Below are 25003 nucleotides of genomic sequence, written 5' to 3'. Positions count from 1 at the left end.
GCCGAACACAGTAGTTAAGCTCTTCAGCGCCGATGGTAGTTGGGGCCTTGCCCCTGCAAGAGTAGGACGTCGCTAGGCAACCAGAAAAACCTTTGAAATAAATTCAAAGGTTTTTTTGGTTGTACAATAAATGACGTTACTGAACTTTGGTTCTCTGTCAAATGTGGTGGTATGGTTTTCACTCCACCATCTCTTTTATTACATTTTTATCAAGAGGATCTTCAGCTCGTGCTGTTCCTGCAGAACAAAGAATGCTACGGCAGCAACGCGTTGGACGAAGAAAATGGTCCTATATTTTCGAGGAGTCTCGCCTATTTCTCCCGCTCTTGTTTAATGCAAAGTAAAAGTTATGAATATTGCAATGAGATTAAGGTGTTGCAACTTTATACGGAGAAGTGAGCATGATACCCTTGTAAGTTAGCCAAGCCTTTATATAGCCGGCTTCTTGGCTAATTATTCATGCTTACAGAGGCTCAGTGTCAAGTTGCAGCATTCTCACTTTCTGATTGCAATCTTCTAACAATCTGATTTGCAAAACACAGCTCTGTGCCTTTTACCCTTAGATGTATGTTTTTGAGAATTTTTTCATCATAGATTTTGCTTTTAAACATAGAAAACAAGTGAGTTCCCCTGTAGAATAAAAGTAGACGAAAACCAATCCTAGGAGGGAACTCACATGTCTATGTCTAATGATATAAAGAAACTGTTAGGTATTCAAGATAAAAATATTCACATCATGTAGAATGCCGTTACGATGGGGGAACATCATGGTATACCATGTTCAATTTGTTCGTGCAAACCACATTGTTTTATTTCAGGGAACACCAAAACACATATCCCAATTAAAACAGTAGAGGAGCAGTCGATTAAAAGTATTTCAAAAGATTGCAGTGTATCTGACACAACGATACAACGTATTATGAATGAAGATGTGAAAGCCTATAAACATTATTGTCAAACATTCCTAAATCACCTTTTTTTTGATGAATTTAAATATGCGAATAGATTGGAGGCTGTTACTCAAGAAAGAAACCGAACTACCCCTTATATCAATTACACCTATTATCGTTTGTTTGATCAACGATTAGAGGCATCTATTGTTCAAGAAATGTTAGCCTATGATTCAAGGCTACGAACGAATAATATTTCAGTTGACTATGTGCTTTACCAATGTCATTTGATGTAAAATCTATAGAACTATTTATTTAGTTTAATTAGTAATGGATTAATAAGAAAACAAGAATAAGTAGCAATACTAGAAATTTTGAATCTTCATTTATTTCTAGAAGCACTTTTTTGTTAAATTATTCCTTTAACTAAGTGCTTCCCAAGCAGCATTCATTCCTGCAATACGCCCTGTTACTAAAGCAGAAGTAATGTTGTAACCCCCAGTGTAGCCATGAATATCTAGAATTTCACCACAAAAATATAGTCGATTCATTTTTTTAGACTGCATTGAATTAGGAACGATTTCTTTAATAGAAACACCACCACCTGTTACAAATGCCTTTTCAATTGGCTGTGACCCATAGACATTAAATGTAAAGGATTTTAAATCATGAACAAATTTCGTTCGCATTTCCCAGGAAATATTAGCGCATTTTATTGTATCTGAAATATCATTTTTCCCTAATAAAAATGATATATATCTTTCTGGAATCATCCCTTTAACAACATTATGAAATGTTCTTTTCGGATTAGATGTAATAGAATGATTTATTTCCTCTAATAGTTGTTCTTCTGTTTTATTAGGAAAACAATCAATTTGCATCGGTACAATTGTTTCACCTTTTCTTAATTCTTTCACAACGTATTGGGAGCAACGTAGCACTGCAGGTCCTGATACACCAAAGTGTGTAAATAGCATGTCCATTTTATGCGTAATGATTTTCTTTCCTTTTTTATTTAGAACAGATAAGCCAATATCTCGTAAGGCTAACCCTTGTAATTGTTTATTTTTAATAAACAATTCATTAGAAAGCAAAGGTACTTCTGTTGGGTATAGATCAGTAATCGTGTGTCCAGCCATTTTAGCCCATTTATATCCATCTCCAGTAGAGCCAGTGTAAGGTACGGCTTTACCACCAACAGCTATAATTACCGATTTAGTTGTGATTTTTTCGCCATCGTTTAAAATAATGATATGATCATTTGTTTGGTAATTTATTGCTTCTACAGTAGTTTTTTTTCGAACAGTCACATGAAGTGTTTGAAGGCGATCTAATAAAGCATTGACTACATCTTTTGCTTGATTACTGACTGGAAACATTCTACCATGATCTTCTTCTTTTAAAGCAACACCTAAGTTTTCGAAAAAATCAATGATGTCATAATTATTAAAGATAGAAAGTGCACTATATAAAAATCGACCATTACCTGGAATGTGTTTAATTAATTCGTCTTTAGGAAGGCGATTGGTAACGTTGCATCTTCCCCCACCTGAAATAGCAAGTTTTTTTCCTAATTTATCCCCTTTTTCTATTAATAAAGTAGAAGCACCTTGTTCAGCAGCAGCTATTGCTGCCATTAGACCTGATGGCCCCCCACCAATAACGATTACTTGATAAGTCAATATGTTCATCCTTCCTATATTACAGTAATTATTTTTGTGTTAATCATATTTCATCATATATGAAAAAGATATATTTGTGAACTTTCAGTAAAAATGTAATAATAAAATGTAATATAAAAACTAAATATGTATGATAAAATAATAATCATTGGATCAATTAAAGGATTAAGGTGAAAATATGTCTAAATCAACAATTTTACGGGGGACGTTGTTATTAACAGGAGCAACGTTTTTTTCTAAATTTATCGGGATGATTTATACGATTCCATTTGAAAGTTTAGTAGGAGCTACTGGTGGAAAGCTTTATGGCTTAGCTTATGGACCGTATACTATCTTTATTAGTTTGTCTGCTGTAGGTATTCCTCTTGCAGTGTCAAAATTTGTAGCGAAATACAATTCATTAGGTGATTATTACACAAGTAGAAAAATGTATAGGGTAGCATTTCGCTTTATGCTATTTACAGGTTTTATCGCTTTTTTAACGATGTTTTTTGGATCAGATTTATTAGCTAAATTATACATACCAACAAATGCGCAAGGAATAACGGAAGATGACGTTTCGATGGTTTTTAAAATGATTAGCTTTGCATTATTAGTTATTCCAGCGATGAGTATTACTAGAGGTTTTTTTCAGGGACATGAATCAATGGGGCCGACTGCTATTTCACAAGTGGTTGAGCAAATTGTACGAATTGTGTTTTTACTTGGGTCTGTGTTTATTATCATTCATTTTATCAATGATACGTATATTACCTTGGCGGTTGGATTTGCAACATTTTCAGCATTTATCGGTGCGATTGCTTCAGCGATAGTACTGTTTGTATATTGGAAAAAAAGAAAAGTTTACTTAGATCGTGCCATGCATCAACAAGTAGAAACGTACGATATTAAGACGAGTGCATTAATTAAAGAATTATTTCGCTACGCAGGACCGTTTGTAATAGTCGGTTTAGCTATTCCTTTATATCAACAAATAGACTCGATTACATTTGAACGAACCTTATTATCTATTGGCTATGAAAGTAGTGCATTTATAGATAGTGCGCTATCAAATATTATTTTATATGGTCATAAATTAGTGATGATTCCAATTACATTAGCTACAGGATTATCTTTAGCAACTCTACCAACATTAACAAAAACATTTGTAGATCGAAATAAAGCACAATTATTTGGACAAATTAATCAGTCATTACAAATAATCATGTTGTTAATTGTTCCAGCAGTTGTAGGCATGTCAATTTTATCCTATGAAATTTGGGGAGCTTTTTATGGAGTGGGGGAATATATCGATCTAAATGGTTCATTATTACGGTGGTATGCTCCGACTGCACTATTTTTCGCCTTGTTTACAGTAACATCATCTATTTTACAAGCGATTAATCAACAGCGGTATGCGGTGACTAGCTTAATTGCCGGATTATTTTTAAAAGGATTATTAATCATACCATTGATGCATCTGATTGGCCCACATGGTGCTGTCGTCTCAACAATGCTTGCATCATTTACTACAGTCTTATTAAATATTATGAGAATTAAAAAATCGATTGACTTTTCATTACGACAATTAGTAAAAAGAACCATGCTAATTGGAATTTTCACTACATTGATGGGGGGAGCAGTTGCTTTATCTAAATGGGTACTTGGCTTCTGGATCACTTATACGGATGGTAGACTGGCAAATATTCTTATACTTGTAGTTTCAGTAACTATTGGGGCTGGGTTATACTTATTTTTAAGTTATAGCTCAACATTATTAGAGCGCGTATTAGGTGGAAGAGTTCGAATCATAGATAAATTATTTCAGAGAAAATAGTTTTAGAAAGGGTAAAGTAAACATGCGGATTGACAAATTATTAGCAAATGAGGGGTATGGAAGTAGAAAAGAGGTCAAGCAGCTACTTAAACAAGGAGCTGTTCAAAATAATAATTGTATGATTAAAAATGGTAAAACACATATAGATCCTATTAATGATTTTATTACTGTTTTTGGAGAGCAAGTGATATATAAACCTTTTGTATATTTCATGCTTCACAAACCAGCAGGGGTTATTACCGCTACGGAAGACAATCGAGAAGAGACTGTTATTGATTTATTGGAACCATTGGATCAATTACGTGAGCCTTTTCCAGTAGGTCGATTGGATAAAGATACAGAAGGCTTGTTATTAATAACAAATGATGGGAAGTTAGCTCATCAACTGTTGTCTCCTAAGAAGGATATTGGTAAAACATACTATGCTAGAATAGATGGAAAAGTAACAGAAGAAGATGTTCTTACTTTTAAACAAGGCGTTCGTTTAGATGATGGTTATGTGACTAAATCAGCACGATTAGAAATTATTATTAGTGATGTAGAGTCGGAAATTTATGTTACGATTACAGAAGGGAAATATCATCAGGTTAAGCGAATGTTTGCTGCAGTTGATAAAACTGTTATTTACTTAAAACGAATGGCGATGGGAGATTGGTATTTAGATAATCAACTGGAAAAAGGGGAATATCGTGAATTAGATGAGAAAGAAATACATTATCTTCAACATCTTGAAGCAAAAAAATAAGCTGACAGATCTGATACTAGTCAGCAATTGTATATAAAATAACTCAAGAAATCTTTACTTTCTTATTGGTAACTTTCCACCTTCCCCGACTCGGACTCTTAACTAGGCCGTTATACTCTAACACATTTAGGTCTCTTTGGACTGTACGATCAGTAATGCCAAATTCTTCGGCAATTTCTAATGTCGATACAGGCCCGTTTTCTCTAATAAATAAGTACATTGCCTTTACACGTGTGAGCATGCGGGTTGTTGATTGATTCAAAAAACCACTCCTTAATGATGTCATATAACTTGTGGTGATGCTGAATCTTGAAGTTATCTACATTTTACACTTTTTTAAGAAATATGACTAGTCATAAAATAGATGTAATAATTTTTTAACATTTTGCAAGGGAGGGACTCTTCTATGTATGTTATACGTAAAATAATTGGAAAAATGATTAAAATTCAAAATAGTATTATTTTTTCAACTAGCGTGTTATTAGTATTAATTAGCTCTTATCTCATTTCTGTTGTAGAAAATGAAACTTTCCCTACGGTTTTTGATGGATTTTGGTGGGTAATGACTACAGTAACAACAGTGGGGTATGGTGATTACTCCCCAATTACATTAGGCGGCAGATTAATTGCAATATTCTTATACATATTTGGCATTGGGTTAATAGGAGTTGTAATTGGAAAAGTTGTTGATGGTTTAGCATCATTTCGACGTAAAAAAGAAGCGGGGGATATTATGTATAAAGAACAAGGACACTATATCATTATTGGCTGGTCAAAAAAAGCATCATTTGCAATTAAGGAAATGTTAGATACGACAAATGATATTGAAATTGTTGTGATAGATGATCTAGAAAAAGCGCCGGTTTTGTCTGAAAATATTCATTATATACGAGGAAATGCTTCCGAAACAGTAACGTTAGAGAAGGCAAATATTCATAAAGCTCAATCTGTATTAGTATTTGCTGATGATATGATTGAAGACGATCAATTAACAGATGGAAAAACATTATTAATCGCATCAGCTATTGAATCCATTGCCCCTGAAGTACATACGATTGTTGAAGTGATGGATGAAGAACACTTGAAGAATTTCACTTACATGAATGTCGATGAATTTATTATCTCAACTGAAACGGTATCCTCTTTATTTGTGCGCTCTGCGTTTCGGAAAGGGATATCAAGTGTTTATAATCAACTGTTAAGAAGAACGCATGGAGAAGATTTGTTTTATATTCCTTCATCAAGTAAATGGAGGACATATCGAGATGCCTTTGAAGAATTATTAGATCATGGTGCTACATTAGTAGCTGATGGAGATGATTTAAGCATTAATCGCAAACTAACCAATCCGTTACCTGAACAGGCACAGTTATATGTGATTTGCGACAAGCATACAATAGAAAAAATTAAAAATAACATATACAATTGATTAGGAGACATTGATGATGGTGTATGATTCGCATTATTTTTTAGCTATTTCTATTCCAGACCAATTGAAATTATGGGTGAAAGAGCAGCAACAACAATTACTTCAACTTAGTAAACTTTCGTATAAACACCATGTTGATTTTGCTGATTTTCATATTACAATAAAATTTTTAGGACCTGCTTCTATACAAAAGAAACAGAGAATGATTAATCAATTACAACAATTAAAAAATAATGAATCATTTCATCTTTCTATTGGATCAATAGGTCATTTCGGCTCGCCAACCCAACCAAGAGTTTTATGGTTACGGGTAGCTCTAAATAATCATTTAATTGATTTGTTTCAACAAATCGAATCGATAACAGAAAAAATTGGTTTTCCAAAAGAAAACAAATTCTATCAGCCACATATTACTTTAGTTAAAAAATGGAGAACAGGTCATCTAGATCAACAAGATTGGAATCGAATGAATAAACAAATAAATGAGAAGCAATTATTAACAGTTGATACGTTTAAACTCTATCAAATTGAACCAAATGAAAAACCGATGTACAAATCTATTCAAAAATTTAAGTTGTTGTAATTAAATGAATAATCATGTTAACTATTTCCTTTCTAGTAAAATAGAGGCGGTGTATGTATGGCACAATTAATTAAATTGGAAAATTATATTTCTCGATATGAAAAAGATCCATTCCATTATCCAGGGCAGTTTATTCGTTTGAAACAGGAAAATTGGAAAAAATTAATTCAAACATGGGAATTCCAGAAAGAAGCAGGATTAAACAATGAAATAGTGGGTGAAAAAGAGGGGGAACAAGCTTCTATGCCCAAATGGAGGAAAATTTTCCAAGGGAAAGAAGATGATTTAGAACCTGAAGATGATTCGTTTGCATTGCCTAAGACGAAAGATGATTTAAAACAGTACTTTCTAGATACATTACTGCCTTTTCAATTAAAGTGGGCGTCAACTACGATGAATGAAATGTCATTTTTAGATCGGATTTATTATGAAAATTTAACTTTGCGCTATTTTTTACAACGATTTCCTGATACTTTCTTGCTGTTGTATAATCCGGTATTTCAATTTAAAAATGCTTCCATTGATGGTGAAATTATTTTAATCACACCAATTGGCATTGATATTATCACAATAATTGAACGACCCTCATCATATAAAATCATTGTTGGTGATGATCGTACATGGTATACAGAAGAAAATGCTATACAAACGAAATTTTTAAGCCCAATCCTTTCATTAAAAAGAACAGAGACAGTAATTAAAAGTATTTTAGCAACAATGAATCAAACGATTCCATTTCGAAAGATAGTATTATCTAGAACTAATGTGATTGAATATAAAAGCGAGCCCTATTTAACAAAAATTATTGGTGTGGAACAACACCAACAGTGGTTGAAAGATCAAAGGGAATTAATTTCTCCTTTAAAGTATAATCAGCTTAAAATTGCAGAAGCGATATTGCAACATTGTGATACAGTTTCTATACAACGTCCAGAATGGGAACGTCAAGAAATGGATGATTTTTCTGCGCATTAAATATATTTAGTTCTTGATCTTTTCCCCTAATATGAGTTAATCTTAAATTAACGTCTTTTTTTGAACGTGAAGAAAAGAATGAAGAGAATGGTAGGTGAAAGACGTGTACGATATTCTTGGAGAAGAATGGATTATTGCTTCAGCTGGCGGATCTACTGGCGAGGCATATTATGCACAAAATGAGAATAAGCGTCTTTTTCTTAAACGTAATTCTTCACCATTTCTAGCGGTTTTATCTGCACAAGGCATTGTTCCGAAACTGGTCTGGACAAAACGCTTGGAAAATGGAGATGTAATTACAGCACAAGAATGGCTTGAAGGAAAAGAGTTAAATCCAGAAGAAATGCAACACCCTACAGTAGCAAACTTGTTAAGCACCATCCATCATTCAACAGAATTATTAGATATGTTGACTAGAATGGGAAAAAAACCAATTGATCCTACTATTATGTATAATAATGTAGCGAAAAAAATAGCAGAGATTTCACAAAATGTGGTTCCTTTGATTATTCATCAATCCTTATCATACTTAACTAACAATATGAAACATTTATTTCACATTAAAAAAATGGTATGTCATTGTGATTTGAATCATAATAATTGGTTAGTTTCAGATGTTGGACAATTGTATTTAATTGATTGGGATAATGCGCAAATCGGTGATCCTGCCTTAGATTTAGGAATGTTGTTGCATTGGTATATACCTGAATCAGATTGGGAGCAGTGGCTTTATAATTATGGCATTGTAAATGAAAATAACCTTTTTATTCGTATGCATTGGTATATGATTATAGAAGTGTTAGACGTATATATAAACAATTATAGAGCGAATAAAGTATCAGAAGCCGCTAAGCAACTAGAAGAGCTTGAGCGACTTCTTAATCGTGCGGTTAGTTATAAGAAGTAGGAATATGCTGTAGCCAAGTGTTGATGTTCTCTTGGTTAGTTGAGATGTGCTGCTCTAAATTTTGAGCAATTTCACCTTGACGACCATAGTTGTATATTTCTGGTAATACTTGCATTAAATACTCATCATCAACGGCTTCATTTGCCATCAATGATTGAACTAAACGTTTGATTTGTTGGTATTCAGAAATACTGCCACAACAATCTTCTGCCTGTTCACTTAACAAATCAGATAAGAGATTTAATTGATTATAAGCATTTAAAGTCATTGGTCATCACCGCCTTAGCTATATATTTTGTTGTTTCAAACAAATTATACTTGTCAATTTTGACTAAAAATATTGGATCAAAAAGGAGACAGATTATGCGTGCTAGAAATAAACCATGGGCAGATGAATTTTTAAAAGAGAATGATCATCTGGTAAGGTTGGATCCAATCGCTCATAAAGGTAAATGGAAATCCCTTTTCGACTCAAGTTCTCCAATCCATTTGGAGATAGGAACTGGAAAAGGTCAATTTATAATAGGAATGGCTAGACAGTTCCCTAACATAAACTTTATTGGTATGGAAATTGCAAAAAGTATTATAGTTAGTGCTGTTCAAAAAGGTATAGAAGAAAATCTAAATAACGTTTGTTTTATAAACGAAAATGCGCAAAGCTTATTGGAGATTTTTGAAGAAAATGAAGTAGATAAAATATATTTGAACTTCTCTGATCCATGGCCGAAGAACAAGCATGAAAAACGTCGTTTAACGTATAAATCATTTCTTGAATTATATAAACAAATTTTAAAGCCTGACGGCGAAATAATTTTGAAAACAGACAATAAACACTTATTTGAGTATTCTTTAGTTAGCTTTTCACAATTTGATATGGAACTTAAAGAAGTAGTGTTAGACTTACATGAGTTCGACGATCCAACTAATGTTCAAACAGAATATGAAGAAAAGTTTTCTGCTAAAGGACAACCAATTTATCGCTGCAGAGCAGTTTTTCGTTAAAAAACAAAAAGAAAGACAGTGCTAATATGAGTATATCCATTTGTAGTTGGATATGTTTATATCTCGTACTGTCTTTTTATTATTATGTTGTTTCAGTTACGTCGATAATGGATCCCGTATTAGCGTCTACATAAAATTCATATTGGATATTCGTATCATCAATCGTACGAGTTACTCCTCCACGATAAATGGTATAAGTTAAGCTGTTTTTAGTTACTTCTTCAGGCTTCATGTAAATCCATGAACCACTAACTGGTCCGTGTTGTTTGAATGCTTCTTTTGCTAATTTTAAAGCATTTTCTGGTTTGATCAGTTTTTGTGATAATTGATCCCGTATGGCATATCCGAGAAGTGCACCAGCGCCAGCGGCACATAAAAGTTTTTTCCAATTCATTTTTTCACCTCGTATGTGTTTTATATGTTGATGAATACAATTTCTAAACAGAGTATAACATACATTTGTAGTTTATACCGAATCATTATGATATAAACAATGTTGGAGTTAGAATTTTATATGTAGAAAAAGTGGAATCACAGATAATTGTTCGTTACAATGATAAGTAGTGTATATAAACTGGGGGTCTTACATATGAAAAAGGAAACACTTCAATTATTTAAAACATTAACAGAATTACAAGGTGCACCAGGGAATGAGCATTTAGTTAGAGATTTTATGAAAAAAGAAATATCCAAATACACGGATGAAATCATTCAAGATAACTTAGGAGGCATTTTTGGAGTAAGGCGTGGAACCGGGCCTAAAGTAATGGTTGCTGGTCATATGGATGAAGTTGGCTTTATGGTAACGCAGATTACTAAAAACGGAATGCTTCGTTTTCAAACGTTAGGTGGATGGTGGTCTCAAGTACTTCTAGCTCAACGCGTTCAAATAATGACTGACAACGGTCCTGTTATCGGTGTGATTGCTTCTATCCCACCGCATAATTTAACAGAGGAGCAGCGTAAAAGGCCGATGGAATTAAAAAACATGCTTATTGATATTGGTGCTGACGATGAAGAAAATGCGAAACAAATAGGTATAAAGCCTGGGCAACAAATTGTACCTGTTACACCTTTTACACCGATGGCAAATAAGAAGAAAGTTTTAGCTAAAGCATGGGATAATCGATATGGATGTGGCTTGGCGATTGAACTATTAAAGGAACTACAGGGCGAAATTATACCTAATCAACTATTCTCTGGCGCAACGGTTCAAGAAGAAGTTGGACTTCGAGGTGCGCAAGTAGCAGCAAATAAGATTCAACCAGATATTTTTTACGCATTAGATGCATCACCAGCAAATGATATGTCAGGTGAAGACAAAGCATTTGGTCAGTTAGGTAAAGGAGCACTATTGCGTATTTTCGATCGATCGATGATTACACATCGTGGTATGCGTGATTTTGTACTTGATACAGCAGAATCTAATAATATTCCTTATCAATACTTTATTTCTCAAGGTGGAACAGATGCAGGACGAGTGCATTTATCTAATCAAGGTGTACCGTCTGCAGTTGTCGGTATTGCATCTCGTTACATACATACACATGGATCAATTATCCATGTGGATGATTATGCAGCAGCAAAAGCTTTGATTGTTGAATTAGTCAAACAAACCGATGCAAATACGGTTAAGCAAATCAAAGAGAATGCGTAACTATCGTAATATAAATTTGTTAGTCCGTTAGAAACAAGCAATTGAAATAGCAAAAGTGAGGTCAATTAAATGGAAATCGTGATAGGCTCACATAATCCAACGAAAATAGAAGCAGTTAAAGCAGTATTTCAAGATGCAAACGTGATTGCGATGGATGTGTTATCAGGTGTGTCTGCACAACCTTTTTCTGATGAAGAAACATTACTAGGTGCTAAAAACCGAGCGAAACATGCGATTGCTTATGAAAATGCAAGCTTAGGAATTGGATTAGAAGGTGGTGTTACTGGTTATAACAATCAATTATTCCTTTGCAATTGGGGTGCATTGGTTGATAAGACAGGTGAAATATACGTTGCTAGTGGTGCACGCATTCCTTTACCTGAAGAAGTATCAATATATCTGAACAAGGGATATGAGCTAGGTCTAGTGATGGAGCATTATGCGAGAAAGAAAGATGTGAGCAAAAAAGAAGGTGCAATTGGAATCTTTACTAACCAATATATTTCACGGAAAGACATGTTCATACACATTGTTTATTTGCTGAAAGGGCAATATACATTTGCGAATAAATAATTCTTCCCTCTGTTATTTTCTTGTTTTGAAGAAAAAATGAATTTTATGTGACATGATAAATCAATCCTTGTCAAATTTAGAATTCATAGTATGATAGAAGTGGCCTTAAGATTGAGTAAGGAGGAAGAAAATATGACAAGAATAATAAAAATATTACATATAGTGTTTGTCATAGCATTATTTATCTTAGTGGGATGCTCTCCTTCAGAAGAAGAGGCACTGACATCTGTAGAAAGTATTGCAAAAAATGAATTTGAAAAAAAACCACTGGAAGCAAACCAAACTCATGAAAACATTAGTTTGTATGTTCCAAACGATTTCGAAGTGACGGAAGTTTCAAAAAGTAATCTTATACTTGAGAATGGTAACCAAACATTCATTTTCTTTTATAATGCATTGGAAGAGACAACTAGCAAGTTAAACTTTCAAGCAGCCGAGGCAAATGGAAACGATCAATTATTGCAATCGTTTGAAGATAATGAACGTTTCGGTTATGTGAAAGTTGCTAAGCTTGAGAAGGATTATGAGTTGCAAATAGGTATTGGCGGCGTAAAAGTAACGACACAAACGACACTACGAAATATCGAAGAAGATACAGAAAAGATGATGAAAATGGCAAATTCCATTGCATATACGTCTCAAAATGAATAAATCAAAGGCCTGAAGGATTCAATAAATCTTTCAGGCTTATTTATGATCATTTTTTTGTCAACAAGGTATAAATTGAATTGTGAAAAACGGATTACTTTTCGTGTTTTAGCATCTTATTCTTGCACTAACTTATTGTTCACATTATGAATGAAATCGATACTATCTTGTATTATACTTGCTCCTTCTCTAATTGTTCTTGGATTTATTTCATTGATACCATCGATAATTTTCTTTCCCGCATCAACAATAAGAATAATTGTATCTAATGCTACGTTATGCTCTGATCGGAAGCTTGATGGTACATGATTCATTTCTTCTAACTTCTCTAGTTGTTCAGCCATCTTATCTGCCATTTTGAATCCTTCCTCTATATCCGATTTCCATTCATCATTCCGATATAATGAAGGGGCGTTTGTTGCTTTGTTGAGCTCTGAAGTAATATTATTCATTTCTTCTATAATTGTAGTGAATATCTCTTGTACTGAAGTCACATAATTTTGTTCCGCTGTAGTTAATTCGCTTATATTAGAGTTTACGTTATTTTTTTGTATTCTACCTTGATCTACATTGGCACACCCACTAAAAAAAAGAACAGTAGCAAAAGTAATTGCAAAAATTTTCTTCACGATAACCATCTCCTTAAAATGTTTAGTAATTTTTAACGTTACTGTAATGTAAAAAATGATTTGTCATATTTTATTAGGCTTTACAAAATCATTGGATATGCTCATGTCTATCATTGTATTTACTAATACATACGTAATTTCCCGAAAAATGGTTTCGTTTTTTTAAAAAAACATGCTTTTTATTGACAATCTGGTTCTTGAGTTTGTTTCTAGGTTTGTGTAAGATATAACAAAGAAAAGGGGGGATTTAGGCATGGTTAGCTTTTTAAAGAAAAAAGGTGTATATTTATCTGCTCACGCGTATTTTATTACTGCATTAAGCTATATGGCTTTAGGGTTATTTTCTTCTCTTATTATCGGACTTATCATTAATACATTAGGATCGCAATTAGAAGGGATGTTAGGATCGACAATCGTAACGAGATCTTTAATAGAAATTGGATCATTTGCAATGGATAATAAGATTGTTGGTGGTGCGATTGGTGTAGCAATCGCCTATGGGTTAAAGGCTGCACCGTTAGTAATGTTTTCGGCATTATTTAGTGGCGCGTTTGGATACGAGCTAGCTGGTCCTGTTGGGAGTTATATTAGCGCATTGTTTGCTACTGAGATTGGTAAGATCATTTATAAACAAACAAAGATAGATATTTTACTAACACCTTTATTAACGATTACGATTGGTTATATCGTTGGTAAATTTATCGGGCCGCCAATTGATTCATTTATGACAGGCCTTGGTAGTGTGATAAATTGGTCAACATCACAACAACCATTTATAATGGGTATTATTGTAGCCGTATTAATGGGATGGGCTCTAACTGCTCCAATTTCCAGTGTAGCTATATCATTAATGTTGTCATTAGACGGTTTAGCTGCAGGTGCAGCCGTAGTAGGCTGTGCTGCACAAATGGTTGGTTTTGCAGTTTCAAGTTATCGCGATAATGGCGTTGGTGGATTATTAGCACAAGGAATTGGTACATCTATGCTACAAGTTGCAAATATTTTAAAGAAGCCATTAATCATTATCCCTCCAACAATAGCGGGTGCTGTCATGGCACCATTTGCTTCTGTTTGGTTTGATATGACAAATAATGCTTCAGGTGCTGGAATGGGTACAGCAGGTTTTGTTGGGCAAATCATGGCGTTTAATACAATGGGTTTTGGCATTGATGTGTTTTGGATGGTTCTTGGAATACATATCATTGGTCCAGCTATTATTAGCTTATTAATATCTGAATATATGCGAAAAAAAGGTTGGATCCGCCCTGGCGATATGCGAATTAACTATGAGTAAATTACTAGGAGGTAATTTTATGCAAACATTACAAACAGAACAAGAATTAACAACTATTTTAGCAGAAGGGAAGACGGTATTGTTATTTTCAGCGGATTGGTGTCCAGATTGTCGTTTAATCGAACCGTTCATGCCGGAAATTGAAGAAGAATTTGCTAATTTTAAGTTTATATATGTTGACCGTGATCAATTTATAGATGTATGTATCGCTCATGATGTATTTGGAATTCCAAGTTTCTTAGCATTTGAAAATGGAGAAGAAATTGGACGTTTTGTAAGTAAAGATAAAAAGACAAAAGAAGAAATCCAATCGTTCTTAAATGAGTTACAATAAAAGAGATATTTTCTTTTAACAATGTGTAAATCATGCTAGAATAGCTAACGTGACAAAACATTCTCTTTAGGGAGAGAAACAAACGATGAAAATGACAAGCATACAATTGAAAAGAATACTAGATGAACAATTAAATCGTGCTGAGTGGCGAACATCTTTTAATCGAGATAAAGATACTTATCGAGTGGAATGGCGAGATACGCATCAAGGAATTACAGTAACATTACCCAATGTGATTGCTAAATATGAACAAAAAGGTAATCTAGCGCTAGATGATTTGGTATATTATATTACGGAAGCATTAAAGATCATGAACCAGTCTCCTACATTAGAAGGAAAAGAAAAATCTGTTTTTCCGGTTATACGTTCTACGTCATTTCCAACAGAAACAAAATCTGGTATTCCACTAATGTTTACAGAACACACTGCCGAGACACGGGTTTATTATGCACTCGATTTAGGAAAAACCTATCAATTAATTGATCAAACATTACTTGAAGAAGAAGGTTGGACATTAGACCGATTAAAAGAAGTGTCAAGTTTTAATTTGCGGTCATTAGATGTTACTCCTAAACAAGAACAAGTAGCTGGAAATGATTTTTATTTCATTTCTACAAATGATGGGTATGATGCTAGCCGTATATTGAATGAAGCATTTTTAGAAGAAATGCGTTTCAATGCGAAAGGTGAACTTGCTGTTGCGGTGCCGCATCAAGATGTACTCATTCTTGTTGATGTTCAAAATGACACAGGTTATGATATTTTAGCACAAATGACGATGAAATTTTTTGCTGAAGGTCGCGTACCAATTACTTCTTTATCTTTTATTTATGAGGATAAAAAATTAGAGCCGATATTCATTTTAGCAAAAAATCGTCCAACACCGAAAAATGATGCAGAAAAGGATGAATAAGATGCAAGTTTTCTATAATAAACAAGGGATTGGTGATTGCCTGATTATTATGTTGAAACAAGGTGATCGATATGAGTTAGAACAAGAACGATTTGGTAATGTTGTTAAAATTACGGATAGAAATACAAAAGAAGTGCTTGGATATAATATTTTTGATGTATCAAATGATATGGAAATACAGACAAACAAACTAGAAGTGACAGAAACATTAATTCAACAGATGCATGCTATTTTTGAAAAGAATGGCTTAACAGATGTTTTAGATGTCGACCTTTCGCCAAAATTTGTTGTTGGTTATGTAGAAGAGAAAAAGCAACATGAAAATGCTGATAAGCTAAGTGTTTGTCAGGTGAATATAGGTCAAGAAACAGTTCAAATTGTATGTGGTGCACCGAATGTGGAGAAAGGTCAACATGTTGTAGTTGCAAAAGTAGGTGCTGTAATGCCAAGCGGAATGGAAATAAAAGAAGCAAACTTAAGAGGTGTTGATTCGTTTGGCATGATTTGCTCCCAAAAAGAACTACGGTTACCGAATGCTCCAGAAGAAAAAGGGATTTATGTGTTGACTAATGACGTTAATCCAGGAGATCCTTTTATATCAAACTAAAATTAGTATATAAGTAGGGTTGTCTTGTGAAAGGCAACTCTTTTCTAATTAGAAAACACTTTGACTGATACATAGATATTATTTATCAATACGACAATAGAAAGAATCATTTAGTATGAGTATGTTTCGAAAGGAAAACCTGTTAAAATAAAAGGAAACAAATAAAATGGAAGAGTGAAAAGGTATGTTTAATCGATGGAAAGATAAAATGAAGAAATGGTTTCATTCATCAGATGAAAAATTAACAAACGATTTTTCATATTTTAATAGAGAGCAAAACAATACGATAGATCAGAACTTAGATAGAAAAGTACTCTATCAATACCCGAACAAAAAAAAGCTCAATTTCCCTGCTATTCCTGATGAACCTAAAAATCAACCAGAGCGAAAGAAAATAAAGCGTAACCGTTTAGAAATGAAAAGGGAAGAGTACAGGCATGATTCGTATGATCAAACATCGCCAGAAAAGAAACGTAAGCCATTTAGTCCAACTCCTGTTCCATCGCCAGTCTATGGTTTTAGAAAGCGTCCAAATGAAGAAATTAAACAAGAGTTAGAAACACCGGCATTTTTAAGAAAAAAGGATATACATAAACAGACAGCTGATATAATGGAAAAAACAGAACAAGTTAATCGAAGTAATGAGTTACTTTATTCTCGTCAGGAAAAGCGAAGTCAGCTTACTGAACAAAACACATTGCCTCAAGTAGCAGAAAGCGAAAAGCAAGTGCAACAATCAACACGGAATATAGAAAATCCAGATGTAATAGGTGTTGGTAACGAACAGCATGTGAGTCAAGAAGAATCGACTTTACATTCGGAAAAAGATACGATAGTTGCTGAAAATCAGCATCCATTCGAAAATAAACAAGCCAGAAAAAAACCACAACCTTTTAATGTAAGAATGCGTCCCAGTGATAAAAAGCGATACTACCAAAAGAAAGAAAAAAATAAAGCACAGAAACGCCCACCAATTCATTTATTGAATGATCCAATTGCTAAACAAGAAAATAGTAATGTGTGGATAGAGCAACAAGCAAATTTATTAGAAAATACATTAAAACAGTTCCAAGTAAATGCAAAAGTTATTGCCTCTATGCAAGGCCCTACGGTAACAAGGTTTGAAGTCCAGCCAGAAGCAGGAGTGAAGGTAAGTAAAATCAAGAACTTAAGTGATGATATAAAATTGAATATGGCAGCAAAAGATATCCGTATGGAAGCACCCATTCCTGGAAAACATGCAATTGGAATTGAAATTCCGAATCAACAAGCGAAAGCCGTTAGTTTACAGGAGATATTTAAAGCGAGTCAATTTCAAAATGATCAATCCCCATTAAACATTGCACTTGGTTTAGATATTGCTGGAAGCCCGATTGTTACAGATATTAAAAAAATGCCCCATGGCTTGATTGCGGGTGCGACAGGATCTGGGAAGAGTGTATGTATTAATACTATTTTAATTAGTTTATTATATAAAGCGAGTCATGAAGATGTGAAATTAATGTTAATCGATCCAAAAATGGTTGAATTAGCACCGTATAATGAAGTCCCGCACTTAGTTTCTCCTGTTATCACGGATGTAAAAGCTGCAACACATGCGCTGAAATGGGCAGTATCTGAAATGGAAGAACGTTATGAAAAGTTTGTTCAAGAGGGAACAAGAGATATAGAGCGGTACAATCAAAAAATGATACAACAGCAACGATTAAGTGATAAGATGCCATATATTGTTATTGTAATTGATGAATTAGCTGATTTAATGATGGTTTCTCCCCAAGATGTAGAAGATGCAATTTGTCGAATTGCACAAAAGGCAAGAGCTTGTGGAATCCATCTTCTGTTAGCAACACAACGTCCTTCGGTGGATGTAATTACAGGACTAATTAAAGCGAATATTCCAACACGGATTGCTTTTAGTGTGTCATCTCAAGTAGATTCGCGTACGATCATTGATACAAACGGAGCGGAACGGCTTTTAGGAAAAGGAGATATGCTATTTGTAGAAAATGGGGCAAGGCATCCTGTTCGTATTCAAGGTGCTTTTGTTACTGATGAAGAGATTGAACGTGTGACTTCGTATGCAAAAAAACAAGCACCTACGAATTACTTGTTTGAACAAGAAGATTTATTACAACAGGTTAAAACCGAAGAAGTAGAGGATGAATTGTACCATGAAGTACTTTCTTTTGTTATAGAGCAAAGTGGTGCTAGCGCCTCTTTGTTGCAACGACGTTTTAAAATCGGCTATAATCGGGCAGCAAGATTAATTGATACATTGGAGCATAATGGTATTATTTCAGCGCAAAAAGGAAGTAAGCCAAGAGATGTCCTCGTAACAACGGCTGAACTCGATTAAAGCTAGTCAGCAGCTAAAAAAATTTAAAACTTGTGGATAAGACATGAATCTTATATGATAGACGAAGGTATATAATTAGAATGCGACAAGGGGCAAGCGAAATGGATAAAGAAATCACAAAAAAACTAAATGGTGAGATTGAGCGTTTAACAAACCAAACCTTTAAATTTGATGAACGAATTAAAGAGGGCTGGTTTTCAGCGGTATATTTTCTTAAAACAAAAGAAATCGCTGAGAAACTGAAACCAAATAATAAAGTGACGATGCAATTTTTTCAAAAAAGTAACGCTGTTTTGTGTGGAACTGATGAAGCAATAGCCTTAATTCATATGTTTGCTGATAATCCTGAACAGTTGGACATTTATGCTTTAAAAGATGGAGATAAAATTAGCCCTTATGAACCGGTACTAACCGTAACTGGTCCATACCAATCTTTTGGCTATTTAGAAGGAATTATTGATGGAATATTAGCTCGCCGAACTTCAGTTGCAACAAATGTATATAATGTGGTAAAGGCGGCAAGAGTATCCGGAAAGCAAAAACCTATTATTTTTATGGGAGATCGAGATGATCATTATACACAACAAGCTGGTGATGGGTATGCTGCATTTATCGGTGGATCAACTGCACAAGCTACCCATGCTATGAATGAGTGGTGGGGTAAAACTGGTATGGGTACGATGCCGCATGCTATGATTCAAATTTTTGAAGGAGATATTGTTCAAGCTTCAAAAGCATATTATGAGCAATATCCCGATGATGACTTAACTGTTCTAGTAGATTACAATAATGATGTCATTACTGATGCTTTGAAAGTGGCTCAAGCATTTGGGGAGAAGTTAAAAGCTGTTCGTTTAGATACTTCCAATTATATGGTTGATAAATATTTTTTAAGAAATCAACACTTAATGGGGACATTCGACCCTAGAGGGGTTAATCCACAACTAATTTTTGCTTTAAGAAATGCTTTAGATGCTGAGGGATACAATCATGTAAAAATAATTGCTAGCGGTGGCTTTAATGAGGAACGCATTCGTGCTTTTGAAAAAGAAAATGTTCCTGTTGATATGTATGGCATTGGAAGGAATTTATTGCAAATTAATATTGGCTTTACAGGTGATAATGTATTACTTAATGGAAAACCACAATCTAAAGAAGGTCGACAATATTGGCCAAATGCAAGATTAGAAAAAGTAAATTATGTTAAATCAAAATAATGCATATAATAAAATAAGTGTTTTCCAGATTAGCTTGTGCTAGAATAATTATTTGGGCAAAACAATAAGTAAAACGTATAAAAGATTTAACGCTCTATTTTGGAGGTTCTTAGTTATGACAACTTACCATTTTATCGGTATAAAAGGTACGGGGATGAGTGCATTAGCACAAATATTGCATGATTCTGGAGAACACGTACAAGGTTCTGATGTAGAAAAAGAATTTTTCACACAACGTGCACTAGAGGATAAACAGATCCCAATATTACCATTTTCAAAAGATAATATAAAGCCAGAATTAATCGTTATTGCTGGTAATTCATTTAGTGAAGATCATGAAGAAATTAAAGCTTGTCGATCGCTTGATTTACCATTTTATCGTTATCATGATTTTTTGGGACAGTGGTTGAAGCAATATACGAGTATAGCAGTTACTGGGGCACATGGTAAAACATCCACTACCGGATTATTAGCTCATGTACTCAATCAAAATTACCCAATTTCTTATCTCATTGGTGATGGGACAGGACAAGGTCATGTAGAAAGTAAATATTTTGTGTTTGAAGCTTGTGAATATCGTCGTCATTTTTTAGCGTATGATCCCGATTATGCAATCATGACAAATGTTGATTTTGATCATCCGGATTACTTCACAAGTGTTGATGATGTTTTTCAAGCGTTTCAAAGTATGGCTGAACGTGTGAAAAAAGGAATTATTGCATGCGGAGATGATGAATATTTACAACAAATTCAAGCAAAAGTTCCTGTTCTATATTATGGCTTTTCAGAAAGTAATGATTTTCAAGCTAAAAACGTAGAAGAGACACCAAACGGAACAACTTTTGATGTGTTTGTTAGAAATAATTACTATGATTCGTTTACTATTCCGATGTATGGAAAACATAATATTTTAAATGCATTATCTGTTATTACGATTTGTCATTATGAAGGTATGCAGGCAGAAGAAATTAAAAAAATCACCTCTTTTACTGGAGTAAAGCGTCGATTTACAGAGAAAAAGCTTAATACTCAAATTCTTATTGATGATTATGCACATCATCCTAAAGAAATTGAAGCGACTATTGATGCAGCTCGTAGAAAGTATCCCGATAAAGAAGTAATAGCGATCTTTCAACCACACACGTATACAAGAACAAAAACTTTTTTGCATGAATTCGCTGTAAGTTTACAAGAAGCTGATCATGTATTTTTATGTGATATATTTAGTTCTGCTAGAGAAGGTTCAGGAAAATTAACTATTCAAGATTTAGGAACTTTGATAGAAAATAGTCAACTGCTAACACTTGATAATATAGATATTCTTCAATCTTATCCTAATGCTGTTTTAGTATTTATGGGTGCAGGTGATATCCAAAAATTTCAAGTGGTATATGAAAACAAAGTGAACTTGTCTTGAAGTTAAAAAAATTGGTGAATAGATTTAGGAAGAGGAGGGAACCTGCTCTTCCTTTGCATTTTTCAAAAAAGAAATTTACTTCTTATACAAAAATGAGGGATAATTATTAACAAATAAGTGAATTTTATTACTAGAATATGTTTAATATGACCCAAATTGGGTTAATAACATTATATAAGTAAATTATGTGGCAATTTAATTACATAAATAAGGGAGCTGTAAGAAAGTATGATTAATTTACTCTATATCGCTGCACTAATATTTGCTATTGCATTTGCTGTATTGGTTGTTTATTTAGCTATTTTAGTTAAGGTAATAAAAGAAACAAAATCCGATGTAATAGATACTTTAGAAGGTTTAGGGAAGCAAATGGAAGGTGTATCAACAGAAGCAACAGCTCTATTAAATAAAACAAATAAGCTTGCTGAAGACATTAATGATAAGTCTGTTCGCTTAAATACAGTGGTAGATGGTGTAAAGGGTATTGGTGAAACGATAAAAAGTTTTAATCAATCGATACGAAGAGTTTCTGATAGTGTTTCTGCGGTAGCTGAAAAGAACAAAGAAGAGACAGCTCAAGCAATTAAATGGGGTACGGTAATCATGAATGTGATTAAAAAACGTAAAAATAGTAGTAATGAAAATTAATATAAAGTATCATTATTATTTATAGGGAGGAATAGAAATGAGTAAAAATGAACAACAAAATAATGTGAAGAATGGTGAAAATATTAATAGTAAAGACTTTTTAATTGGTTCACTAATTGGTGGGATTGTAGGTGCTTCTGTAGCGTTGTTGTTTGCTCCTAAATCAGGCAAGGAACTTCGTGAAGATTTAAATGAAGGTGCTACCACGTTGAAAGACCGTGCAAATGAATGGAAAGATATTGCTTATGTTAAAGGAAATGAGTGGAAAGACTATGCAAAAGAAACGTCTGCTCAAGTGCAAAGAAATGTTTCAGCAAAATCACAAGAATTAAGTAATAAATTTAAGGATACTTCAAAAACAATTCAGGATAAAATAAACGTTGCTAAAGAAAACGCAGAAGTTGTAAAAGAAACTGCAGAAGAGGCAGCAAAAGAAGTAGCTGAAGCGACAGAAGAAGCAGTGGAAGATGTGAAAAAGCAATAAATAAAAAATGGAACCTATTACGGGTTCCATTTTTATTTATTGAATGGTTATTTCATCATTGGCTTCGATTGGGTCTAAGAAAGTAGCAGGATGACCATTCCTTTTTATTTCTACACCAGGTTTAATTTCAGCAAGATCAATAGATACAAAATTAAAAATATCTTGAAAAATAAAATGTTGATTGTCTATTGGTTTTAACTCTATGTTGTCATTCTGTTTTAGCTCTGTATTTAAATCAACTTCTTTACCATTTCTCAATACATGTTTCATCTTTTTTCGAATGATTACTTTTTCTCCATTAAAGGTGATTGGAAGTGTCTGATAGATCGTTTCACCTATTTCCTTAAGTAAATGATGTACGGTCGGCTCTTTACTTTCTGTTAGCTCTAATTGATCTCCAGACTTTAACGGTGTTGTAAATGTTGCTAATTTATTATTTACAAATAATTGTTGTGTGAATGTTAAGATGTTTTTTGTTTTTCCGTTTATTCCTAAAATAAATGAATGATCATTAACTATATTTTCTGTTTGGTTAATGGATAAAAAGAAATCTTCAACTGTTTTAATTTTTTTCAATTGAATCTGATCATTGTCACAGATCTTGTAATCCAGAGAAACTTTGTTATTATTTACGATTAAATCTGCTTGAATGAAATAGGGTTGATGATTATAATGAATGTTAAATTTATCTAATTCTCCTACGAGTTCTCCTATTGTAATTGCTGGTTCTTCCCCGTCTTTTCCTTTTTCTACATGCAATATATCACCATGTTGAATCGGTTCATCTGCACTAACTATATCCCCATTTAATACTATTTTTGGTGGTTTTCCATAACTACCTGGTAACGTAATGGACTGGTTGTTAAAGCGAATCATATAGGCCATTCCAGGAAGACCGTATAATTTATCAACATGAATCCCAGCAGCTAACAAGCAATCACCAATAGTGAGCTGTTTTACATCAAATAGACGAACATCACGATCATTAACAGTTACACTAATATAATGTATCGGATTTTGTTTTGCGGCTATCGCAATTCCGATTGGTGTGATAAATGTAGGACCTTCTGGCATTTCTATATCAAATTGTAAAGATGGTATTGCATCTGTTCCTCGAATGGCCACTCGATTATCAGGAAGTTGTAATTTGTTAGCTATATGGGTTGTTAATTTTGGTGTCAGACTTCCACCACCCACTAGCATAACTGCTTTTGGTGCTTTTGCATTTAATGCAATCACTTCTTCTGCAATTGCACTGGCAAGTCGATCAATTGCAGGTTGAATAGCTAGAGAAAGTTCGTCTATAGAGATGGTTTGTTCAAATCCTAATATATCAGTTAATACTGCTTCATTATTTGCTGTAATATCTTTTTTAAATCGTTCTGCTTCATTAAAATCTAGCAAATACTGATCACTAATTGCTTCTGTTATTTCATCTCCCGCTTTAGGTACCATTCCATATGCGGTGATTGTCCCCGTATCTGTTATAGCGATATCGCTTGTTCCTGCTCCAATATCTATTAGGGCAACATTTAATCTTCTCATAGAGGTTGGAATTAACACATTAATTGCTGCAATTGGTTCTAGTGTTAATGCTTCCATTTCTAAATCTGCACGTTGTAAAGCAGCAATTAGAGACTCAACAACCACTTTTGGAAGAAACGTTGCAATGATCTCAACTTCGGCTTCTTCACCTCTTTGATCAATTAAAGACCCGATAATATCTTGATCAAGCTTGTATTGGAGTATCGAATAGCCAACACAGTAATAATGTGTTAAAGAACGTTCCCTTTCCTCTAAAGAGAGCTCAAATTGTGCTTGCTGAACAGCGCTAAGCTCCATCATGACAATATCATCTTTGGAAATTAACGGTTGAAGAGATATATCCTTCGTAATTGTCGTTCGTTTTGTTTTTAAAGCCCGACCAGCAGCAGCTACACAAACTTTTGACAATGTAATTTGATGTTTTTGCTCTAAATATTCTTTTACTTCTTGTATAACAGTAGCTACAGAAACAACATCATGAATTTGTCCGTCAAGCATGGAGCGTTCTTTATGTTCTCGCACAACATAGTCTGTAATTGTGTAATCTGTATCCGTTTGGTGTAATAAAATACCTATAACTGAACGTGTTCCGATATCTAATGCAAAAATTTGTTCACCCATTGATCTGATCCTTTCTTTTTCCTAGAGAGAA

General features: G+C 33.8%; 26 protein-coding genes. 20 read left to right on the top strand and 6 right to left on the bottom strand.

Annotated features, from left to right (window positions below; genetic code table 11):
- Positions 1–754: 754 nt before the first annotated feature.
- A complete protein-coding gene (locus ACH6CY_RS13150) occupies positions 755–1186 on the top strand; it encodes a transposase family protein (protein ID WP_374067787.1) in 432 nt (143 codons plus the stop codon).
- Between the two features lie 126 nt (positions 1187–1312).
- On the opposite strand, the gene ACH6CY_RS13145 is transcribed toward ACH6CY_RS13150, so the two are convergent.
- On the bottom strand, positions 1313–2572 hold the full coding sequence (locus ACH6CY_RS13145) for a BaiN/RdsA family NAD(P)/FAD-dependent oxidoreductase (RefSeq protein ID WP_374067786.1): 1260 nt from the start codon (positions 2570–2572) through the stop codon (positions 1313–1315).
- Between the two features lie 178 nt (positions 2573–2750).
- Here ACH6CY_RS13145 and ACH6CY_RS13140 point away from each other — a divergent pair, with 178 nt between their 5' ends.
- Together ACH6CY_RS13140 and ACH6CY_RS13135 are read left to right on the top strand one after the other, a co-directional pair.
- Positions 2751–4388 (top strand): putative polysaccharide biosynthesis protein, encoded by a 1638-nt coding sequence (locus ACH6CY_RS13140; RefSeq protein ID WP_374067785.1) that lies wholly within the window; start codon positions 2751–2753, stop codon positions 4386–4388.
- Between the two features lie 22 nt (positions 4389–4410).
- A complete protein-coding gene (locus tag ACH6CY_RS13135; protein WP_374067784.1) occupies positions 4411–5133 on the top strand; it encodes a pseudouridine synthase in 723 nt (240 codons plus the stop codon).
- Positions 5134–5176: 43 nt separating this feature from the next.
- Here ACH6CY_RS13135 and ACH6CY_RS13130 read toward each other — a convergent pair whose 3' ends face one another.
- Entirely contained in the window at positions 5177–5395 is a 219-nt protein-coding gene (locus ACH6CY_RS13130) for a DeoR family transcriptional regulator (protein WP_374067783.1), read from the bottom strand.
- 144 nt (positions 5396–5539) lie between these two features.
- Here ACH6CY_RS13130 and ACH6CY_RS13125 point away from each other — a divergent pair, with 144 nt between their 5' ends.
- The 4 genes from ACH6CY_RS13125 (at position 5540) to ACH6CY_RS13110 (ending at position 9027) form a co-directional block, all read left to right on the top strand.
- On the top strand, positions 5540–6562 hold the full coding sequence (locus ACH6CY_RS13125; RefSeq protein ID WP_374067782.1) for a potassium channel family protein: 1023 nt from the start codon (positions 5540–5542) through the stop codon (positions 6560–6562).
- Between the two features lie 16 nt (positions 6563–6578).
- A complete protein-coding gene (thpR, locus tag ACH6CY_RS13120; RefSeq protein ID WP_374067781.1) occupies positions 6579–7145 on the top strand; it encodes an RNA 2',3'-cyclic phosphodiesterase in 567 nt (188 codons plus the stop codon).
- A gap of 57 nt (positions 7146–7202) precedes the next feature.
- Complete coding sequence (locus ACH6CY_RS13115; RefSeq protein ID WP_374067780.1) at positions 7203–8120, top strand: NERD domain-containing protein; 918 nt, start codon at positions 7203–7205, stop codon at positions 8118–8120.
- A gap of 94 nt (positions 8121–8214) precedes the next feature.
- Complete coding sequence (locus tag ACH6CY_RS13110) at positions 8215–9027, top strand: phosphotransferase (RefSeq protein ID WP_374067779.1); 813 nt, start codon at positions 8215–8217, stop codon at positions 9025–9027.
- On the opposite strand, the gene ACH6CY_RS13105 is transcribed toward ACH6CY_RS13110, so the two are convergent.
- The gene (locus ACH6CY_RS13105) at positions 9011–9295 is read right to left on the bottom strand and encodes a YtzH-like family protein (RefSeq protein ID WP_374067778.1); all 285 of its coding nucleotides are present in this window, start codon (positions 9293–9295) and stop codon (positions 9011–9013) included. The two genes, ACH6CY_RS13110 and ACH6CY_RS13105, sit on opposite strands and share 17 nt — an antisense overlap.
- A 95-nt stretch (positions 9296–9390) precedes the next feature.
- On the opposite strand from ACH6CY_RS13105, the gene trmB reads away from it, so the two are divergent.
- On the top strand, positions 9391–10029 hold the full coding sequence (gene trmB / locus ACH6CY_RS13100) for a tRNA (guanosine(46)-N7)-methyltransferase TrmB (protein WP_374067777.1): 639 nt from the start codon (positions 9391–9393) through the stop codon (positions 10027–10029).
- An 82-nt stretch (positions 10030–10111) separates the two neighbouring features.
- On the opposite strand, the gene ACH6CY_RS13095 is transcribed toward trmB, so the two are convergent.
- Positions 10112–10423, bottom strand: coding sequence for a PepSY domain-containing protein (locus tag ACH6CY_RS13095; RefSeq protein ID WP_374067776.1), 312 nt, complete (start codon positions 10421–10423; stop codon positions 10112–10114).
- 195 nt (positions 10424–10618) lie between these two features.
- On the opposite strand from ACH6CY_RS13095, the gene ACH6CY_RS13090 reads away from it, so the two are divergent.
- The 3 genes from ACH6CY_RS13090 to ACH6CY_RS13080 all read left to right on the top strand — a co-directional run bounded on the left by ACH6CY_RS13090 (position 10619) and on the right by ACH6CY_RS13080 (position 12910).
- Entirely contained in the window at positions 10619–11686 is a 1068-nt protein-coding gene (locus ACH6CY_RS13090) for a M42 family metallopeptidase (protein ID WP_374067775.1), read from the top strand.
- Positions 11687–11755: 69 nt separating this feature from the next.
- The gene (locus ACH6CY_RS13085; RefSeq protein WP_374067774.1) at positions 11756–12259 is read left to right on the top strand and encodes a DUF84 family protein; all 504 of its coding nucleotides are present in this window, start codon (positions 11756–11758) and stop codon (positions 12257–12259) included.
- 132 nt (positions 12260–12391) lie between these two features.
- Entirely contained in the window at positions 12392–12910 is a 519-nt protein-coding gene (locus tag ACH6CY_RS13080; protein WP_374067773.1) for a hypothetical protein, read from the top strand.
- Positions 12911–13023: 113 nt separating this feature from the next.
- Here the strand turns inward: ACH6CY_RS13080 and ACH6CY_RS13075 are convergent, their stop codons facing one another.
- Entirely contained in the window at positions 13024–13536 is a 513-nt protein-coding gene (locus ACH6CY_RS13075; RefSeq protein ID WP_374067772.1) for a hypothetical protein, read from the bottom strand.
- 253 nt (positions 13537–13789) lie between these two features.
- Here ACH6CY_RS13075 and ACH6CY_RS13070 point away from each other — a divergent pair, with 253 nt between their 5' ends.
- The 9 genes from ACH6CY_RS13070 to ACH6CY_RS13030 all read left to right on the top strand — a co-directional run bounded on the left by ACH6CY_RS13070 (position 13790) and on the right by ACH6CY_RS13030 (position 22806).
- Entirely contained in the window at positions 13790–14830 is a 1041-nt protein-coding gene (locus tag ACH6CY_RS13070) for a PTS sugar transporter subunit IIC (protein WP_374067771.1), read from the top strand.
- 19 nt (positions 14831–14849) lie between these two features.
- Positions 14850–15164 carry a thioredoxin family protein gene (locus ACH6CY_RS13065; RefSeq protein ID WP_374067770.1) on the top strand — a complete coding sequence of 105 codons (315 nt, stop codon included), beginning with the start codon at positions 14850–14852 and terminating at the stop codon, positions 15162–15164.
- Positions 15165–15249: 85 nt separating this feature from the next.
- The gene (locus ACH6CY_RS13060; RefSeq protein WP_374067769.1) at positions 15250–16077 is read left to right on the top strand and encodes a DUF1444 domain-containing protein; all 828 of its coding nucleotides are present in this window, start codon (positions 15250–15252) and stop codon (positions 16075–16077) included.
- 1 nt (position 16078) lies between these two features.
- Complete coding sequence (gene ytpR, locus ACH6CY_RS13055) at positions 16079–16684, top strand: YtpR family tRNA-binding protein (RefSeq protein WP_374067768.1); 606 nt, start codon at positions 16079–16081, stop codon at positions 16682–16684.
- Positions 16685–16868: 184 nt separating this feature from the next.
- A complete protein-coding gene (locus ACH6CY_RS13050; protein ID WP_374067767.1) occupies positions 16869–19040 on the top strand; it encodes a DNA translocase FtsK in 2172 nt (723 codons plus the stop codon).
- 101 nt (positions 19041–19141) lie between these two features.
- Complete coding sequence (locus tag ACH6CY_RS13045) at positions 19142–20257, top strand: nicotinate phosphoribosyltransferase (protein WP_374067766.1); 1116 nt, start codon at positions 19142–19144, stop codon at positions 20255–20257.
- Between the two features lie 115 nt (positions 20258–20372).
- A complete protein-coding gene (gene murC / locus ACH6CY_RS13040) occupies positions 20373–21674 on the top strand; it encodes a UDP-N-acetylmuramate--L-alanine ligase (RefSeq protein ID WP_374067765.1) in 1302 nt (433 codons plus the stop codon).
- 228 nt (positions 21675–21902) lie between these two features.
- On the top strand, positions 21903–22322 hold the full coding sequence (locus tag ACH6CY_RS13035) for a DUF948 domain-containing protein (protein ID WP_374067764.1): 420 nt from the start codon (positions 21903–21905) through the stop codon (positions 22320–22322).
- A 37-nt stretch (positions 22323–22359) separates the two neighbouring features.
- Positions 22360–22806, top strand: a complete 447-nt coding sequence (locus ACH6CY_RS13030; RefSeq protein WP_374067763.1) for a YtxH domain-containing protein — start codon at positions 22360–22362, stop codon at positions 22804–22806.
- A gap of 36 nt (positions 22807–22842) precedes the next feature.
- Here the strand turns inward: ACH6CY_RS13030 and ACH6CY_RS13025 are convergent, their stop codons facing one another.
- Positions 22843–24972 carry a cell division protein FtsA gene (locus ACH6CY_RS13025; RefSeq protein WP_374067762.1) on the bottom strand — a complete coding sequence of 710 codons (2130 nt, stop codon included), beginning with the start codon at positions 24970–24972 and terminating at the stop codon, positions 22843–22845.
- Between the last annotated feature and the right edge of the window lie 31 nt (positions 24973–25003).

The organism is Paraliobacillus sp. JSM ZJ581 (genome assembly GCF_044383835.1).
Taxonomy (GTDB): Bacteria; Bacillota; Bacilli; order Bacillales; family Amphibacillaceae; genus Paraliobacillus.
The sequence above is the reverse complement of the archived record's forward strand: the minus strand, read 5'-3'. Positions and strand labels throughout refer to the sequence as shown.